The sequence below is a fragment of the Acidisarcina sp. genome, assembly GCA_035539175.1.
Lineage (GTDB): Bacteria > Acidobacteriota > Terriglobia > Terriglobales > Acidobacteriaceae > JANXZS01.
On sequence record DATLIY010000006.1, the window covers coordinates 142,888 to 161,713 of the forward strand.

9 protein-coding genes and 1 tRNA gene are annotated in these 18,826 nt (G+C 56.7%); 4 read left to right on the top strand and 6 right to left on the bottom strand.

Annotation, left to right across the window (positions count from 1 at the left end):
• Positions 1-7 precede the first annotated feature (7 nt).
• Positions 8-1,099: an efflux RND transporter periplasmic adaptor subunit gene (locus VM554_02380; GenBank protein HVJ07206.1), complete on the bottom strand. Its 1,092-nt coding sequence runs from the start codon at positions 1,097-1,099 to the stop codon at positions 8-10.
• Positions 1,100-1,354: 255 nt separating this feature from the next.
• Between VM554_02380 and VM554_02385 the strand changes: the two genes are divergently transcribed.
• Positions 1,355-1,432, top strand: a tRNA-Glu gene (locus VM554_02385).
• 345 nt (positions 1,433-1,777) lie between these two features.
• On the opposite strand, the gene VM554_02390 is transcribed toward VM554_02385, so the two are convergent.
• From VM554_02390 to VM554_02410, 5 genes are all read right to left on the bottom strand, one after another.
• Complete coding sequence (locus tag VM554_02390) at positions 1,778-3,247, bottom strand: sulfatase-like hydrolase/transferase (protein HVJ07207.1); 1,470 nt, start codon at positions 3,245-3,247, stop codon at positions 1,778-1,780.
• A gap of 97 nt (positions 3,248-3,344) precedes the next feature.
• Entirely contained in the window at positions 3,345-4,364 is a 1,020-nt protein-coding gene (locus VM554_02395) for a hypothetical protein (protein ID HVJ07208.1), read from the bottom strand.
• A 10-nt stretch (positions 4,365-4,374) separates the two neighbouring features.
• Positions 4,375-5,676, bottom strand: a complete 1,302-nt coding sequence (locus VM554_02400; protein HVJ07209.1) for a CehA/McbA family metallohydrolase — start codon at positions 5,674-5,676, stop codon at positions 4,375-4,377.
• A 400-nt stretch (positions 5,677-6,076) separates the two neighbouring features.
• On the bottom strand, positions 6,077-9,652 hold the full coding sequence (locus tag VM554_02405) for a TonB-dependent receptor (protein ID HVJ07210.1): 3,576 nt from the start codon (positions 9,650-9,652) through the stop codon (positions 6,077-6,079).
• 503 nt (positions 9,653-10,155) lie between these two features.
• Positions 10,156-11,295 carry a LacI family DNA-binding transcriptional regulator gene (locus tag VM554_02410; protein ID HVJ07211.1) on the bottom strand — a complete coding sequence of 380 codons (1,140 nt, stop codon included), beginning with the start codon at positions 11,293-11,295 and terminating at the stop codon, positions 10,156-10,158.
• 331 nt (positions 11,296-11,626) lie between these two features.
• Here VM554_02410 and VM554_02415 point away from each other — a divergent pair, with 331 nt between their 5' ends.
• The 3 genes from VM554_02415 (at position 11,627) to VM554_02425 (ending at position 18,747) form a co-directional block, all read left to right on the top strand.
• The gene (locus VM554_02415; GenBank protein ID HVJ07212.1) at positions 11,627-13,882 is read left to right on the top strand and encodes an Ig-like domain repeat protein; all 2,256 of its coding nucleotides are present in this window, start codon (positions 11,627-11,629) and stop codon (positions 13,880-13,882) included.
• Between the two features lie 12 nt (positions 13,883-13,894).
• A complete protein-coding gene (locus tag VM554_02420) occupies positions 13,895-17,416 on the top strand; it encodes a TonB-dependent receptor (GenBank protein HVJ07213.1) in 3,522 nt (1,173 codons plus the stop codon).
• Positions 17,417-17,481: 65 nt separating this feature from the next.
• Positions 17,482-18,747 carry a hypothetical protein gene (locus VM554_02425; GenBank protein HVJ07214.1) on the top strand — a complete coding sequence of 422 codons (1,266 nt, stop codon included), beginning with the start codon at positions 17,482-17,484 and terminating at the stop codon, positions 18,745-18,747.
• The last annotated feature ends 79 nt before the right edge of the window (positions 18,748-18,826 follow it).

Below are 18,826 nucleotides of genomic sequence, written 5' to 3' on the forward strand. Positions count from 1 at the left end.
AAGAAGGTCAGCCGAGCGGTTGCACGGGAGCCCCATCCACCAGGAATTGCGTGCCGGAGACAATAACTTTGTCCCCGCTCTTTAGCCCATCCTGAACTGCATAGGTGTTGCCGATCGTGTCGCCAAGTTTGACAGGGCGCTGGCGTGCAAAGAATTTTCCGTCCTGCGCTGAAGCAACAAAGACAAAGGTCTGACCGCCAAGCCGCGTAACCGCCAGGACTGGGACCACAGGGGCTGGATTCGTACTCCAGATCACGCGTGCCTTCACAAGCTGCGCATTGCGCAACGTCTCCAGGCTGGAGTGAACCGGCGCCTTTGCCAGGATGCCCTGCAGCTGGTTATCCACTTGCGGCGAGAGGAAAGAGATCGCCGTATGCTCCAGCAGCTTGCCGCTCGTGTCCATAAGGTCGACGCTTAGACCTCTGCGAACCTGCGACACGCGCTCTGTCGGAATGTAGATATAAGCCTCAAGATCGCGATTCTCGTCCACCGTGGTGAGCAGGGACGAGGGTGAAACGTAATCGCCAACATGCACAGGAACATCGCCGACCACTCCGGCAAAGGGAGCCGCAACGCGGTAATAGCTCAGCTCGCGCTCCTGCGTGATGCGGGAAGCTACAGCGGATTCATAATCCGCCTTCGAGTTTTTGTATGCTTGCTCGGCCTGATCCATGGCCGATTGGCTGATGATGCCCGCGTCTCGCAGCTTCTTCTGCCGCTCCACCTCGGTCTGGTTGTATTGGTAGAGTGCCCGCTTCTGCGCCTCCGTGGCACGTTGGGACTCAACCGTCGAAAGTTGTTTCACCGGATCGATCACCATTAATATCTGTCCGGCCTTCACCTTGTCGCCGGAGTGCACCAGGATTCGCGTCAGCGTGCCATCTACCTGGGGATTGATCGTGGCAGAGCGGCGCGATTTGATGGTTGCGACATATTCGTCGCTCAGGGGCACCGGAGCCATCTCGACAGACAGCGTCTTGACCGGCATCGCGCGCATCGTGGGGGGCTCTTGCTGCGCAGCAGGCTTCGCACAGCCGCTAAGGTTGATCCCTGCGAAAAATAAAAGTGTTCCAGCGGTAATCGCGAACGTTCTCAACATATCCTCAACAAGACATCGGGTTGGGGTGGCCCGGTGGTCTTACCCGGCCGCGTGCTGCCGCATTCCAAAAGATGACCGCATGACATAGATCGGCAACAAAAAAGTGTCTTCCTTGTGCACCGTATAATACTAGGCTAGGCACGACAGTGGCATCAGAAGAATGTTCAATAGCAGCTTTGACATGGCAAGTCCAAGTTGTTACAGTCGATAGTGGTTCTACATGCCTGCCGCTGCCTCCAACAGCGCTGTACCAGCGTCCCCGTCGTCTAGCCCGGCCTAGGACACCGCCCTTTCACGGCGATAACACGGGTTCAAATCCCGTCGGGGACGCCAACATTCTAAAGAGCTTAAGAAGCTTCCCCAGTCCAGAAAAAGAACAAACAGAGTACATTTAGGTTTTAGCCTGCGTTGCGCGCGAAGGATATGAAGGATAGCTTGTCCGAAGTATGCCAAGCGACCTTGATCTAGAGGGAGCCATCTGCGGGGCGCGAACGATCTCTCGCCGACCGGCAGCTGCGAAAAAAGTAGATATCTGGGACTTTAAGCAAGAGGAACTGAGATGAGTGGCGGTGAGCGGAAGCCGTCGCTCTCTGCGCGGGCTCCCGGTTGGTTACGATTCAAGGGATCGGGTCAGCAGTCGTCGTGCGGACCCAATCCTCACATCAAAATCAGAACCCATCATGGATAGAGCGTTGCAGGCGTAATCTCGCATTCCTGCTCGCCCGCTGCGAGCAGGCGCTTTTTCAGCTCCTCTCGCAACATAGCTGCCTGCTGCTTGAATTCCTGCCGTCCGGCGAGGTTCACCAACTCCGCCGGATCCTGATACAAGTTATACATCTGGTATTCATAGTAATGAGTGCTGGTTGACTGATCCCATCCTGTCTTGGTCGGGTCAACTACGCAGTAACACCACTCCTTTGTTCGGATGGCCCGGGCAAGCATCGACTCACTAATCTGCACGTATGCGACGTTATCCCAGGCGCGACGAGCCGACGAGTCAGTAATCAGCGGCAACAAGTTTCGGCCCTTCATGGACTCTGGCACGGGAACACCGGCAGCAGAAAGTAAAGTCGGAGTCAGATCGAGCAGGCTCACCACCTCGGAAAGCTCCATGCTGGAATCGAAGCCCGGGCCCTGGAATATGAACGGAATCCTGATTGAGCTGTCGTGCGGGCTGCGCTTGTACTCCGTGTTCCTTGTCTTAAATTGGCAGCCGTGATCGCTTATGAAAGCAACAATCGTGCTATCCAGAAGATTCTGTTCTCGCAGAGTATCGATGATTGTTCCCACAGATTCGTCGATCTTCTGAACGCATCCATAATAGTCCGGTAATTGGGTCTGCCAGTCGCCAGGGAACGGCCGCAGGTCGGCAGGAACAAAAGGATCTTTGAAGTTCTCGGCATAGCCGTTCGGGGCCACCATGCGGTGCAGATTGTTCTGCTGGTGTGGCTCTAGTTGCGACACGTAGAGCAAAAAAGGCCGTTGCTGAGGCTGACGCAGGAACCTGACGGCGCGCTCCGTGATGAAGTCAATACGGTATTGATCCTTGTACGAAATTTCGTCGCCGCTCCCATCCCATACACTGCCTTCGTAGGGATGAGTCGTACCTTCGTACGAATTCGATCCTTCCCACAGATCGAGAAAACCGCCCCGGTCTTCTGGTGGAACATACCCTACACTCTTGTCGCCCGTCCCATGCGGCTTCATCAGATGCCACTTACCTATAAAATTTGCCGTATAGCCGTGGCTGCGCAGGACAGAGGCCAGAGTCGGCAGCGTGCGATCCATGCCGACCACATTTCGCCACTCTCCTGTTTCAGTAGCGTAGCGGCCAGTGATCATACAACTCCGCGCCGGTGAACAGAGGGGCTGAGGGGTAATCGCGTACTTGAAGGCCGTGCCGCGTTCGACGATACGGTCCAGATTCGGCGTTCTTGTTCTTGTATTTTCACGATAAGCCCCGATAAAATCCGCGCGAAACTGATCGGAGCAGATGAGCACGATATTCGGCTGTTGCTGTTTCGGATTCGATTTTGCGCTGCCGGCATGAGCCTCCTCAGCGGCTGAGGTTCCCATCGATGCAGCCCCCATTGCCAATCCAGAAACAACTGAACCCTTCAAGAATTCCCGCCGGCTTGTTTCACTCATTAGAAGATCATCCTTAATTCAAGATCGTTTGATCGCTGTACAGACAGCCGACACGTGGCGAAGTTGCCACAATAAGGCACGAGAGTCACTTCGCCAGTTATTTGCCTGGCTTTAGAACTGGAGAGTTCACGTGGCCTCGCACGAGCGTGGCTAAGGTCTCGTACTGGTCGGAAGCGATGAAATCGACGCCCGCTTCTTTGGCCGCTTTCCATCTAATCTCCGCCGCTTGTAATGATCCGAAGTTATAGTTTTCAAACCAGCCGTTCTGTTGGAATTGCTCCTTGCTTCCCCCATCAAGGGTGTAGAAGCGAATCCAATATCCCAACTGGTGCGAGTGCTGGACGAGTGCGCGCAGGCGAGTGTTGGAGGTTTCAGTCCATTCGCCGGCCTTGCGTTGTCCGCCATCCTCCACGACAGACCACGGGTTGTTCCACCAACGCCGATAGTTATTGGCCGGAACTGATACCAACACTTCCGGAGCTGCCATTGGATTCGCTCCGTTGACATGCACGGCGCCGAATACGAGTAGGTCAGACCCGACCGGTAATTCATCGTAGAAGATTCGCTGCTGGACGTCGGATGTTCCCGTAACCACCAGCAGTGGTCCCACATTCACTGGCTTTTGATCGGAGATCTTTTCCCCGCGAACCGCAGTGGTTAGCCAGGGCCGATACTCTTTCAGTAATTCCCGTACAGCAACGATCAAGGCCGGATCATTCGACTTGAAATCAAGATTCAAAGTAATCAACGGCCACTGGGAGTGGGAGGGGCGGCGAAGCGCCTCTTCCATAACGGGCTTGATGCGTTCAAAGAAATGCTCACGAAGCGTAGGTTCCGCGCCTGTGATGCTCTTGAGATCGTGCGCCACGACGACGCGCGTCATACCTGTCCGCGGATCTGTATAGAGCGCCAGATCCTGCTCAATCGCAATAGGGAATCCGGTTGAGAGAGCGCGTTCGATCCGGTCGTTCCAACGGCCGTTATAGGGATAGCAGTTATGGGCATCCGCGAGAACGCGAGCACCAGGTCCGAATTGTGAACCGGCTTGCGACAAGAGTTGCTGCGATGCCAGGGGCAGCAGGCATGCAGAGATGAGCATGAGACGAATCAGCTTCAAAGCGCGGCTCCTAAAACTCGAAGTAGATGGGGTTCCCGATCAGCAGCAGTTTGCCGTCGGCCGCACGCACATTTGCGCGTATCCAATGATGATTCGCATCGGCACGAACAATGAACGTATGCGATTCATCCTCTGAACCAATGCTTGTAGCGAGGTCGTCGCGCACTGCTCCGTCCTGGATGATCTCCAACCGCGCGCCAACAGCATGAGCGATATGAACGTTAAACGGAATCTCTTCTCCTGCGCGTACCTTGAGCGCATCGCCCATCATGGCAGTCGCGCTGCCCGAGTGTCCGGTCATTTCCAGCCGGCGGTCACGGCTTCCTTCCAGATCAACGAAGACGTGTCCAGCGCGAATTCCGTCGATGATGGCATCTTCCGAGAGCTCACGCGCATAGATTACTGTTGTCGGATAACCGATGGAGCCAGGCCCCGGCGGAGGAAAAGCAATTGGATTGTGGTTATCACTTCCTCCGATTCCGGCAATGTGGAAGCCGCGATTCAACAGTTGTTGCCAGAAGGGGATGCCTGCTGGGTTACCGCCATTCACCACTTCCACGGCCTGGATAAGGCCCGGATCAAAGTCCGGCGGTGTCCACCCGCAACCCAGGCAGTGGTGGCCTGACTGGTGCGCGGGATGATTGATCGAAATGATTGCCTTCGCATCTCGTACCTGGCGCAGCAGAGCGTTCATATTCGCCACCTCGGGCGAGCCTATGCGAAAGTCGATGAAGCGATCAGTTCCGTAAACGTTCGCGTGTCCCTGGTACGTCGTGATCTCGCGGCCATGCATTAGAAGCATGTTGTCGAAATAAGGCGCAAGCTCTCGCAGATCGTTATACTGCGAGATCGTATTGTGGTCAGTAATGGCCACGAAGTCGAGTCCTCTCGCTGCGGCGCTCTCCAGCGTCTTGAAGAGCGGACAAGAAACGTTCTTGCCATTTCGGCTCTCGCATGTGCCATCGCTGTGGGCGTCGTGCATGTGCAAATCGCCCCGGTACCAACCGGCCCCGGTCCGCACAGCAGGGCTGAATGCGGGTGGCTCGTCGAATTGGACTCTAGCCGTATATTGCGCCGTGACATTTTCAGGAAGGTAGGGAATTCCCAACAGGAGCGTCCACGTGCCAGCCGGAATTGCACCGGACAGATAGGATGGCGTGGCATCCGTCTCCGAGATAGTAATCGGGCCTCTCTTCCCTCCGCCCCAGCCTCGGAACCGCTCGGTATCCCAGATTCCAAGATTCAAGACAACTCCATCTTCCTTGCCTGTATAGGACAACTCCACCGTAATCCGGCCCGTTCCTGAGGGCACAGTGAATGGCACCTTGCGATATGTCTGGTTATCGGCATGCGTCAGAGTTCCACGAAGAACGAGATCTTTCGCAGATTCCGAGGCCTTCCGCGCATCAGCTTGCAGCCGGGATGAGGCAGGGCTTGCGTTACTCGCAATATTTTGTTGCGCGAAGATTTGTACATTCAAGAAAAGAGAAATCACTATCGGCCAGAGACCGTAAACCTGCATTGCATTCCCTCATATCTCGGCGTGGATGGAAAGCATCATCGCCAAAGCTCATCAGATTGGTTATGGGTAAAATTTTATGGGTTGGCGTTTTAGACAGCCGGGGAGACCATGACCACTTCATTCACTTGTGCAAAGGCCCGGAGAAAGGCAGTTCCCGTCCCCGGACCATAATGTAACCGTAACAGTTACGTTAGAAGTAGGCCTTCAGAGCAAACTGCACTTGCCTTGCATTTCCCCGAGTGCCATTGATTTGTGCGAATTGTGGATTCGTGAAATCCAGGGTTGCGAAGCTGTTCGAGAAGTTAGGATGGTTCAGGAGGTTGTAAAACTCAGCACGGAACTCGAGGTCCGCACGTTCTGCGCGGAATCTCTTAAACGTGGAGAAGTCGAGGTTGGTATATCCCGGTCCGTGCGCTTGCGTTGCAGGTCCACCCAGCGGAGAGTAGTCGCTCTGGCCGATGGCCGTGGCAACGGGAGGATTCGAGAAAGCCGCCGGATTCAGGAATTGGGTAATGCCATGCGGCCCATGGTGAGAGTACATCTTCTCGCCGGGAGCAACATTGGCGTTGCAGCCATATACCGCGGTGGTTGGGGTGGGACAACCGATGGTGAGCGGAAAACCGTCCTGCACGGTAAAGATCGCCTGTGCACTCCACCCGCCGATCATCCCATCCACCACGCGGGATGCACCGGTTGCAAGAAGCTTGCCGCGTCCTACTGGAAGCTCCCAAATGCCACTCGCATGGAAGATGTGCGGTGCATCACTTCCGCAGTATTCATAGGCCTTATGCAGGCCATAACCCGGAAGGTTGTAAGCGAGAGCCCGATCCCCTTGGTCGCCCATTCCGATGGCACTGTGAGCGTCCGTCTTGCATACTGACTGCGTGAAGTTGGTAAGCAGGCTCAGGCCATTGCTAAAGCGACGTTCAAAGCTTATCTGGCCGGATTCATAGATGGCTGACCCATTCGGTAATAGATAAGCGATGTTGCGACCCAGGTCCGGATAGGGATCGTAGCTCAGCGTATTCGGCGTGCCTGGCGGCAGGATTACGGATGGCTGGTTCATGTATCCAGTGTCCAGCAGGTGATGACTGTTGTTGCCTACATAGCTGACTGTCACAGTCTGGCTACCTGTCAACTGGAATTGAACGGACCCGTTCCATTCCTGAGTGTAGCCCGACGTTCCATGACTCGAGAATGCGGTCGGGGCCAAACCTTGTGCCACGAATTGTGGGCTTGACGGGCTGAGGTTCACTGCGTTCAGGCCGTTCTCGATGGTGGCAATTGTGCCGTTAGAAAACGTGATCGGGTGAGATGCATCGGGACGATTGAAATAGAAGGTCGGGGAGAACGGATAGTTGCCGGCGGGATCGAACTGTCCACCTACGTTTTCGAACCCTGAATAGAAGATGCCGTAACCAGCACGAATGACCAATTTCGGAGTTACCTGGTACGCCACTCCGAGTCGGGGAGCAAAGTTTGTTTTTGGAGTGTCACGGATGCTCGAGACGTATTTCAGAGCGATGCCATCCTTGGCAAGCAAATCTGTGAAAGAGGTTGCGAGCTGCAGATTTTTGGCGCTGTTTAGCACAACGAATTGCGCATTCGCGCCGTTTGCATCCGATATCAAGCCGGCCTGGTTCCCATTCGCATCCCCGAGATCGCCAAAGTACTCCCAACGTATGCCCAGATTCAGCGTGAGATTCCGGGTCGCTTTCCAGTCATCCTGGAAATAGACGCCCAGTACGTTGCGGAGATCATCTGGAGTCGGAATGCCAGAGGCGCTCACAGCGTTCGCGCCTCCCACAAGATCCACGCCATTAGATACCACGGATTTGATAGGCGTTAAGAGCAAATCGGCCATGCCGATCCCGTTGGTGACTCCGGGAATGCCCGTGTACCCTCCAAAGGAGAATGATCCGTGGGAGGTGGCAGGATCGCTCCAAGGGAATCTCAAGCGCTGATACTCAGCGCCAACCTTGAAACTATGGCCGCCTAAGATTTTGGTGAGGTTGTCGGTAGCCTGATATGTATCACTCTTACGCCAGTTGGGGCTTGCGTAGCTGGCGGCGCCCAGTGAGGTCAATCCGCTAATGCCAATCGCCGGGAGCCCGCCGTTCCCATTGACCTGAGGAATGCCCTGGATTCCATACGTCGCCGGAATACCCATGACATTTTGATCAACGAAGTCATTGAGCGTATAGAGATGGCTATAACCAAATCGCGCTTCATTGATCAGGGTAGGAGAGAGCACATGCGTCTCACTGATAGCCAGATTGAGTGAATGATCATTTCGATTTCCATTCCCCGAACCGAAGGTATGCGAGGACGCAGGCAGAGCCGTTGGATTGTACGTGCGCCTGTTAGTGTAGCTGGCACGTCCGAACAGTTGATCGCGATCACTAAAGTTGTGATCTATTCGCGTATCGAAATGGTCGCTATTATCCGGCGTCTTCTTGGTGGCCTGGTAATTATTGGTAAACCCTGGCGCATTCGCCGCCGGATACAGTTGCAACAACCTGATGGCGACAGGATCAAGACGGTTCGCGGGGATTCGATTCAAGTACTGATACCACGCCGCAGTGGCGAAGTTTGTAACGCCGCGAATTCCGGGTGCGCCCGCTCCAACGAATGGATCACGCACATAGCCATTCGCGGTGGCTGTCAAACCTGTAACCGGGTCGGCCTTTCCCTTCGTGACTACACGCGTGGTTGCAGGATCGAGAGCCGTTTCCTTATTGAAGGTTCGTCCGAGTGAATCCTTTGATGTCGCGCCAGTATATGCAAACAGATCGCTGAAGTCGGTGTACCCGCTACCCGATTCAGAGTTGGTGGGGACGGTTGATTTGGACGACCCGCCGGTGACGATGCGTGTGCCCTCGTAATCGACGAAGAAAAATGTTTTGTTCTTCCGGATAGGGCCACCCACCGCAACGCCGAACTGATTCCTTCGCAGTTCGGTCGTCTTTTTGTTCGCTGGACTGGTGAAGTATTGACCTAAACCCATGGCATCGAACAGGTCATTCCGCATGAACTCCCACACGGAGCCATGGAACTGATTTGTACCGGACTTCACTGTCGCGTTTACTACGGCTCCGCCTGCGCGGCCGAATTCAGCACTGAAGTTGCTCGTCTGCAGCTTGAATTCTTGAATTGCATCGGGAGGAGGCAGATTCACGTACGCCGCGCCGTTCATAAAATCCACGGTATCGTTATTGTTGTCAATTCCGTCCAGGATGTAGTTGTTGTGAATACTAGGTAGCCCGTTCGCTGTGAAACTACCCGAGCCGTCAAGGCCGCGGGTTGGCTTTAGGCTCGTGACACCTGCATTCAACTGTGCGAGGAATGTGTAATTACGCCCGTTCAAGGGAAGATCATTGATTTGCTGTTGCGTCGCCACGGCTCCCAGCGAGGCATCCTGTGTTTGTAATTGCGGAGCGACGGCGGTCACTTCCACGTGCTCGGTCTTCCCGCCTGGCACCATCCTAAAGTCCGCGCGGACTTGCGCCTGGACGTCGACTGCAACGTGAGCGCTCATCTGCAGGAAACCCGGCGACACCGCTCTAACCACATATGAGCCAATTCTGACCGGGTTGAACGTATATGTTCCATCGGACCCCGAAAGGGTTGAAACTGCAAAACCAGTCCCGTCATTTGTGAGAGTGATCTCAGCATGCGAAATGACAGCGCCGTTAGGGTCCGTGACAGTCCCTCTGACCGCCCCAGCATCAACCTGGGCAAACAAAGAAGCCGCGGCGCACAACATCGTCGCTATGACGATTGCCCGCAACCCGAGGGAAAACGAAAATAGTCTCACCAGTATCCTCCCGTGTTCGTACACGTAACTTGCTCAAAAAAAATCGCACCTAAAGCTCTTCTTTTGGTGAGACACCAAAAAGACCGGCCTCATGGTGCATGATCTTTTGTCGTGAAGACATGTGAATTTTCATTCCAACGCTGCGAATGACCGATTACAAGGCAGTGAATATATGGCAAATAGACGTTATGCTTCGCCTGGGTGGTCGCGGCCTCAACGAAAGTTGCGGTCCGCGGTCATCCAAGTTTCTTTGATATTGGATAGCTTCCAAACGCTCAAAAGCGCGTTCTGCGGTTGAGGTTCATTTGCCGGAACGAGCATGCCCGCGGTTGTAAGTGAAGGAACTTTGTTGTGGGATCAGGCAATTGCCGTTAACGTAAACGTGGCTGTTGACGCCATCCGGTGCAGAAGGCTGAGAATACTTCCATATTCCAAGCTGGCGCCAAGCGGGATTAGCTTTCCTGACGAGATATCCCGGCGGCCGCTTCGCCTTCTCCTGAAATTGCCGCATTATCGTCGGGATGAGTTCGACCTTCGACAAGGCGCGGGAGAAAGAGGTGTAGGTTGCTGCGCAGAATGATATAAGGTGCAAGCTGGGTCACAGGTTCGGGACGAACGCCTTCAACAAGGTGACGGATAAGCGTTTCGAATGCGACTCTTCCCTGCGTAAACGGGCGCTGGTAGATCGTCGCCAGAATCTTACCCGACTCCAGAAGCGCGGCGAGTTCCGGGAACAAGTCTGTGGCCACGACCTGCACGCGTCCAAGAAGGCCGTGTTCTTCGAGTGCTTTGAGTACAGGCAGGCTGTTCGCGGTACTGATGTAGAGTCCTGCGGCTCTGGGTTTTCGCTTTAAGAGAGCGACTGTCGCCTGATAGGCATCTTTCGGTTGATCGTAGGTCTCGATCGCTGGTAACAGCGTCAGGTGCGGCGCGACGACCGCCAGTGTCCCTGCAAAACCGCGCAATTTTTCGCCGTGATCGTAGGTGCCCAGGTCTCCGGTAATGGTGGCAACCATGCTTTCCGATTGGAGCACCCGGCCAAGAAGTTCAGCGGCGATTGCCCCGCTCACCGCGGCATCGACGCACACCGCCGATAACCGGCTGGAGCGCGGAGCGTCGCTGGCAACGCAGACCACGGCTGTGCCTCTGTCCGTAAAGCGTCGGATTGTCGATTCCAGGATGGCAGGACTTCCCGGGGTGATCAGTATGCCGTCATAGTCACGTTCGAGGTCCTGCTCCAACAGTTCGACATCGCCTTCGCCAAGCCACGGATAAGCGCGGAAATCGAGATCCATCTTGACTCCCGAGACGGCTGCCGCCGCGGTGCGCACACCCTCTCGCAGAGGATCGAAAAACGACGCAATCTCTTTGGGCAGGTGAACGGCAAGACGAATTCTGCGGTTGAGCTTCAAGTTGCGGGCAGCCAGATTGGGCCGGTACTGCAGGCGCTCTGCCATCTTCAGTACGTTTGCCCGCGTCTTCGCACTCACACCGCTGCGGTTGTGAAGGGCGCGATCGACGGTTCCGATCGAAATACCGAGTGCCTGGGCGATTTCCTTAATACCCGCAGGCTTGAAGCAATGGTCAATCATTTGTTCGCCAAATGATTCTACGGCAATCAAACTGAGCCAGGTCGCGGATTTCAGGTCCGGCACCGTTAGCAGGCTTGGCTTGGACCGCTTGCATGATATTGGTAAATAACCATCCCTATATTAAAGATGCATTTATCCACAATGATTCCATCCCGTCTCGTTTGGGGCGGCGCCTGGGAAGCATAGGAATTACGCGGGGGAGGCCGCACCTCAGGTGCATAGGCTTGGCGAGTTAACGTTAATAACCTCTCATGGAACGGAAAAAGACTTCCCCTTTGTGTATGTGGAACCCTAGATTTAACCGGTTTTTAAACGAAGGAGTAGTCTCGCCATGAACGTTTTGACTGCGAAGCAAAAGCTTCGGTTGGGCTGCATCGTTTTGCTGGCAGTTACCAGGGCAGCCACGGGGCAGACTGCCTCTGTCGTACTTGGTCCTGGGACGATTACGACGTATGCGGGGAACGGATCGGCGGGCTACACAGGAGATGGTGGAGCGGCGACTTCAGCGACGCTGAATTATCCGAGTGAGGTGCGTTCGGATGGCTCGGGGAACCTTTACATACTGGATACGGGGAACGCGGCAGTGCGGGAGGTTCTGGCCTCCGACGGTACGATCCACACGATTGCCGGGACGGGCACGGCCTGTTCGTCGTCGACGGCGCCCTGCGGCGATGGCGGCCCTGCGGTGCAGGCGCAGATCAGTTCGACGACGCGGGGTCTTTTCGTAACGCAGAGCGGGGTTGTATATATCGCGGATACGGGACTGAACCGGATCCGGATGATCGACGCGAGCGGCGTGATGCATACGGTGGCGGGGACGGGTACGGCGGGAGCGGCCGGGGACGGGGGAGCGGCGACCTCGGCACAGCTGAACGCGCCACGCGGGGTGTATCTGGATGGCTCCGGGACCCTCTACATCTCGGACTCGGGCAACAACACGATCCGCACGGTGAACAGCTCGGGGGTGATCTCGAAGTTCGCCGGCGGGGCGTCGAGCGTGTGCGCGGGAGCGACCGACGCGATCGGCGATGGCTGCCCGGCGCTGAGCGCCACGCTGTCGCTGCCGGCGGCGCTGTGGGAGGACGGGTCGGGGAAGCTTTATATCGCCGATATCAACAACCAGCGGGTGCGGATGATCGACCCCGGCGGCGTGATGTATACGGTGGCGGGGAACGGGACGGGGGGCTACAGCGGGGACGGGGGATCGGCTACTTCGGCCGAGCTTCACACGCCGCAGGACGTGGTGAGCGACGCGGCCGGGGACCTGTACATCGCCGACTATGCCAACAACCGGATTCGCTATGTGAACGTGGCGGGAACGATCACGACGTTTGCGGGAACGGGGACGGCGGGCTACAGCGGTGATGGCGGTTCGCCCCAGCTGGCCCGGATCAACCAGCCGCACGGAGTGGTGCTCGATCCTTCCGGCAACCTTTATATCCTGGACTATGGAAATCAACGGGTTCGCAAGGTGAACCTGGTGACCGCGGCGATGAGCTTCGGCAGCGTTATCAGCCAGCAGTCGAGCACGGCGCAGAGCGTTACGCTGACCTCGACCGGGATGATGCCGCTTAACATCACCGGCATCACGATCCCGCCGTCGTTCAAGCAGGTTGCCTCGGGCGGGACGGACTGCGCGAACGGCGCGACGCTCAACCCGGGCGCGGTCTGCCAGCTCAGTCTGGAGTTTACGCCCTCCGACAACAGCACGCAGAACGCCACGGTGACAGTCGCCACCAACGCCACGAACCTGAACGGCGGAGCGGTGAACATCGCGGTCAGCGGAACCGGGATCTACAACGCCACAGTCGCGACGCAGACGACACTGACGGCTACGCCCGCCAGCACGTACCCTGGGCAGAGCGTGACGCTGACGGCAACGGTGAGCGGAGCCGGCGGAACGCCGACGGGCACGGTTGGCTTCTATGCAGGCAGCACGCTTCTGGGCACTGTAACGCTCAGCTCCGGCACAGCAACGCTGAACACCACAGCGCTGCCTTCGGGAACGGACAGCCTGACCGCGCAGTACAGCGGCGACGCTACCTTCAAGCCCTCAACCAGCCCTACAACCACCGTCACCGCCTACAGCGGCCCACCGGACTTTTCCCTCGTAGCCAGCACGACATCTGCAACCGCGCTTGCTGGTCATTCGGTACAGAGCAACATAGTGCTCACGTCGCTCTCTGGGTTTTCCGGCGCTCTATCGTTGAGTTGCAGTGGCTTGCCGCAGAACGCAAGCTGCGTCTTCTATCCAACCAGTGTGACGCTTAGCGCCGGCCAGAAGGTCACAGCATTCGTGACCATCGGCACGACGTCTGCTCCGCCCACCATCAATGCGAGCATCGGAGGCACCAAGGTTTCGCTCGGCATACTCGGCTTCTTTGGCGTGCTGTTTGCGCGTAGACGCCGAAAATGTCTTGCTGGGTTGTGCACGATTCTGCTGCTGTCGGCGCTTACCGGCGCGATCGGCTGCGCCAGCATACCGCCGCAGAATCACAACGTAGCTTCCGGAACATACAACATCACGATCTCTGCCGCGAGCGGCAGCGTTACCCACAACGCCACGATTGCGCTGACGGTGCAATAAAGGAACCCGGAAATGAAAGAAACAATCATGCGCCGCATCGAAATCTTCTGCTGCATCGTGTTGCTGCTCACGGCATTTGTGCCGATGGCTAAGGCTCAGACAGCATCCGGATCGGTGAGTGGGGAATTGCGCGACACTTCCAACGCTCTGATCCAGAATGCTTCGTTAACGCTGACGGATATAAATACTGGTTTGAGCCGCACGACCACGACGGATGGGCATGGTATTTACGCTTTTGCCAGCGTCCCCGCTGGCCAGTACCATCTGGTCGCGGAGAAGGACGGCTTCGACAAGATTGAGACCACTTTCAATCTTGAAATCGCCCAGCAACAGCGCTTCGATTTTCAAATGAATGTCGGCTCCGTAAACCTCGTTGTCGAAGTAAAATCCGACAACGTTGCTATAGACACAAGCACTTCCGGCCTCGGCACGGTTATCTCGAGTAAAGAGGTTACAAACCTTCCGATGGATGGCCGTAACGTGTTCGCGCTGGCTTCCCTGGTCCCCGGCGTTCTTCCGGGCGGAGGGTTCGGCGCCGGCCTGTCGACAACGCGCGGTGCGGCGATTGCCGCCGCATCAAACAATTTCCGCGCAAATGGCGGCGTTTCCGGCATGAACGAGATTCTGCTCGACGGAATTCCGGTTACTGTCTGCTGTCAGGGGCAGCCTGCTCTGGTCCCCAATGTCGACATCGTTTCGCAGTTCAAGGTACAGACTAACGTTCCTCCCGCGAACTTCGGCCGCTCGAGTGGCGGCATTCTGAACATCATCACCAAGTCAGGAGGCGCGGCTGTCAGAGGTTCCATCTACGAATACATGCGCAACGCTGTGCTCGACGCAAATGGATGGTTCGCCAACCACAACAACGCCGGCGTACAGGCGCTCGTCTACAACCAGTTTGGCGGAACGCTTGGCGGCCCCCTCTGGATTCCGCATGTGCTGGATCGCAAAAAGACCTTTTTCTTCTTTGGCTTTGAAGGAGTGCAGTCCAGCCGTAGTACCTACAGCGAGATCACCGTACCCACGCCGCTGATGCGATCCGGCGATCTCTCCGAAGGGCCAGGCATCGTTTACGACCCCGACAATACTTTCACCGTCGGGGGGCAATTCAAGCGTCTGCCATTGCCGAATAACGCCGCCGGAAAATGCTGCATCGTGCCGGCCAACAGGCAAAATAAGATTGCCCTGGCGATGATGTCGTTGTGGCCGGAGCCCAATCTGCCGACCCCGCAAGCGCCACGAGCCACCTCGAACTACGGCTTCTTCGCGCGCCAGTTCGATTCCGACCGGCAATATAGCGGCCGTGTCGACCGCACCATCAATCAGCGCTACTCCTTGCTGTTGCGGGGCACCTACAGCACGAACGTCGACAAGCGCGGCGGCCCTTTCGGGAGCTACACCGATGTCAACTCCCAGCAGCAGTCCCTGCGTGCCTCCGTCATCGAGTGGGACAACACCATCGTGCTTACGCCTACGATGTTTCTCAACGCCCACTACGGCTTTTCCTGGCAAGCCAACCAGATGCATGGCGGGGGGCTTAATCAATCAGCGGTTGATTTCGGATTTCCCGGGAATTTCGTCGTGCAACAGCAAACGCCCGGCATTCCAACCGAATCGGTCAACGGCTACTGGGCAATCAGCCAGATTGCTGCGCAGCAGTTCTATCACTACACGCACATTGCCGGTTTGGGCATTACTCTGCAGCGCGGTCCACACACCTTCCAGGCAGGATGGGATGGACGGCTGTTTCTGAACAACGTTTTCCCCGTCACCAACGGTGCGGGCTCTTTCGGATACGGCACGTTGTTCACTGTAGGCCCGCTCGGTACGGATCAACCGGTTATTGGACAGGCGCAATACGACTCCTTCGCCTCGTATCTACTCGGTCTGCCTTCCGGTGGCAGTATCTCCGTCATGTCTGCCTTCGCCTACCGGCAGCCTTACAGCGCATTCTATATTCAGGACGACTGGCGCGTGGTCCCGAGGCTGACGCTCAACCTCGGCGTCCGCTACGATCTTGAGGGCGGGCCGCTCGAGCGGAACAATAAGCTTTCGCAACTGAACCCCACCGCTGCTAATCCACTCTCGGGCGAAGTGGGCCTGCCATTCACAGGGACGATAGAGTATGGCGGCGCTGGTCGCAGCCGCCGTATGTGGACCATGCCGCTCAACGAATTTGCACCCCGAATCGGTTTTGCGTTCAATCTCTCCAATCAAAATGTTCTTCGCGGTGGTTATGGCATCTTCTATCTGCCTACCACGCAACGCCTCTACGACAGCGGTAATCCTGCCTTCGCCGTCACGACCCAATACCTGGCCTCGTTGAATGGCGGACAGACTGCGGCGGGCTCACTTAGCAACCCCTACCCGACGGGTATCGCTCAGGTTCAGGGGGCGAAAGCCGGCCCGATGGCCGCTATCGGCACAGATATCGGGAGCGTGCTTTATAACTCGATTCCCGGCTATGTCCAGCAGTGGAATTTCGGCATCATGTCGCAGCGTACGCGAACCACCGTGGTTGGTCTTGCGTATGCCGGCGCTCATGGCGTGCACCTGCCGATCCACCTCAACGCCAATGATCTAAACCCCAAGTACTTCGGCGCGCCTGGCGATACCAACGCCGTGAACAAGCTCTTGTACTCCCTCTACCCCAATCCCTTTCAGCCATACATCACCAGTGGTCCGCTGTCGCAGTCTACGATCTCGCAAAGGCAGTTGCTCAATGCTTTCCCGCAGTACAGTTCCGTCACCGAGCAGTATCTTTCGCGCGGATCGTCCTCCTACAACAGCCTGCAGGCCATCCTTCGGAGCCAGACGAATTACTTCACCGCAACGCTTACTTACACATGGTCGAAGAGCATCGGCAACGTGAACAACAACACGACCAGTTTTCTCGACACAGGCTCACCCAACTATCAGAACTCCTACAACCTGGCCATTGAGCGCGCTGTCGATCCCACCGATACTCCTCAACGCTTCACAGCCGGGGTTATCGCGCGCCTGCCGGTCGGCCGTGGACAACTGTGGGGGAAACACATTGCAAGATGGGGCAATGCGCTCGTCGGGGATTGGACGCTGACGACGATCACCACCTTGCAAAGCGGTCTGCCTCTCAACGTTACCGCTGCGGGTGGTCCACTGCTTTCCGGACCGCGTCCGAATCGCGTACCTGGCGTAAACCCGCTCACCGTTGGTTCGATCCGCAATCGTCTGGGGCCGGATAGTCCCAACGGCGTTGGCTACTTGTACCCTGGAGCCTTCAATTACACATTGGCCTTTCAGCTCGGCAATGTGCCGCGCTTGTCTCCCAATATTCGCGCTCAGGGTGTATTGAATTCCGATATCTCGGCCATAAAGGACATCAACTTCGAGAGAGCCTGGCATCTGCAACTTCGCGGCGAGGCCTTCAATGTCTTCAACCGCGTGCAGTTTGACAGGCCTGCGTCGACATTCGGCCTGTCCACCTTTGGCGCGATCTCCAATCAAGCGAATCGTCCCCGTCAGGTTCAGGCGGCCATGAAGCTGATCTGGTAGAAACCTATGCGGGATTCCCGCGAATTACCGCAATCCCTTAGGACACAACGAACGGAGGCAATACGTTGAATCGCAGAAAGTTCCTGCAGGCCGGAATGGCCTCGATGGCTGGCTGGACTGCATACCGCGCGTTTGCGCAGAATAGCGGCGCTCTTTCCATGCCGCATCCCGACTTCCTTACATCCGAGGCGGAGATCCAGCGTGCTGTCGCCAAAGCCAGCCCGCTTCATGGGGCGCTGATCCCATCTGATATCAAGCGCCGCCTCGGTGCCACGCATTATGGTGGCAGGTACTTTTTCACCGACAAGCCGTATCTAGTCGAAGGCGCCGAGGCGCTACTCAACTTCGGTTCGCGCTCCATCAAGCTCTGGCTCGATAAGCGCCTCAAGGGTTATGAGTTTCACTGGCAATACCCGCTTGGACCGCAGGCCACGCTGCTCGATGTGCTGAAGCTTCCTGCCTTCCAGCATGTTCTCGATATGCCTTTCGAGGTCTATAGCTTTGAAGTGGGCGCAGCCCGCGAGGAGGAGTTCGACCGCCGCGCCACTTTCGAACAGGAAGAGTCCGAGTTCGAAGCCCTGGCTGGATATCTCTATGAGCGTTTCCACAAGCGCAATGTCGTTTTCATTCTGCAGCACTGGGAAGGCGACTGGTTGCTGCGCGGAAATCAACGCGACGCCTTCCGCATCGGTAACAAGGTCGATGTCTCGGAACGGGCCGACGCGATGGTGCGTTGGCTAACCGCGCGGCAGAATGGCGTGAACCGCGCACGCGCCGCGTATCCGAATGCTACGTGCCGTGTTTTCCATGTCTCGGAGGTCAATCGCGTATACGACACGCTGTGGGGCTTGCCGGGGGTGATCACCGATGTTATTCCGCATGTCGAGGTCGACGGCGTCTCCTGGTCGAGCTATGACGGCATGGGCAGTGGCCCCGGCTCCGCGGTAAAAACCTGGCAAGGACTCGATATTATCGAGCACTGGTCGAGCCTCGGCCGCAAGAAGAAGCCATTCCTGATGATCGGCGAAGTTGGCCTTCCAGAGCACAGGCCAGGCCTGACGCCGCCCTTGATCACGCAGTGGTGGGATACGGCGATGTCGGTGTTTTTTGCACGCGAGATTCCCTACATCTTTCAGTGGGAACTCTTCGATAATGAGACGTTGGATAAGCAGAATAAGACGAAGCCCATCACCGATATTTCGCAGCTCGAGGGCTTCTGGCTTATCAAGCCCGATGGCTCGCTCGGCATCGGCGCAACGTATCTGCACGCGTTGCTTACCAATCCAGGCGGTCGGCTGCCCACAGAGGTCCGTCGCAGTGCCGGAATCTAACTGGCGATGATGTCTGTTGCATGGAGAATACTGCTTTGTGCGCGCAGCCGCGCGCACAAAGCAGAGTATGGATGCGATG

What these genes read in the sequence shown, in the direction of transcription:
- VM554_02390 (HVJ07207.1), bottom strand. Translation starts at nt 3,247, where the DNA reads ATGAGTGAAACAAGCCGGCGGGAATTCTTGAAGGGTTCAGTTGTTTCT.
- VM554_02405 (HVJ07210.1), bottom strand. Translation starts at nt 9,652, where the DNA reads ATGTTGTGCGCCGCGGCTTCTTTGTTTGCCCAGGTTGATGCTGGGGCG.
- VM554_02380 (HVJ07206.1), bottom strand. Translation starts at nt 1,099, where the DNA reads ATGTTGAGAACGTTCGCGATTACCGCTGGAACACTTTTATTTTTCGCA.
- VM554_02420 (HVJ07213.1), top strand. Translation starts at nt 13,895, where the DNA reads ATGAAAGAAACAATCATGCGCCGCATCGAAATCTTCTGCTGCATCGTG.
- VM554_02415 (HVJ07212.1), top strand. Translation starts at nt 11,627, where the DNA reads ATGAACGTTTTGACTGCGAAGCAAAAGCTTCGGTTGGGCTGCATCGTT.
- VM554_02410 (HVJ07211.1), bottom strand. Translation starts at nt 11,295, where the DNA reads ATGATTGACCATTGCTTCAAGCCTGCGGGTATTAAGGAAATCGCCCAG.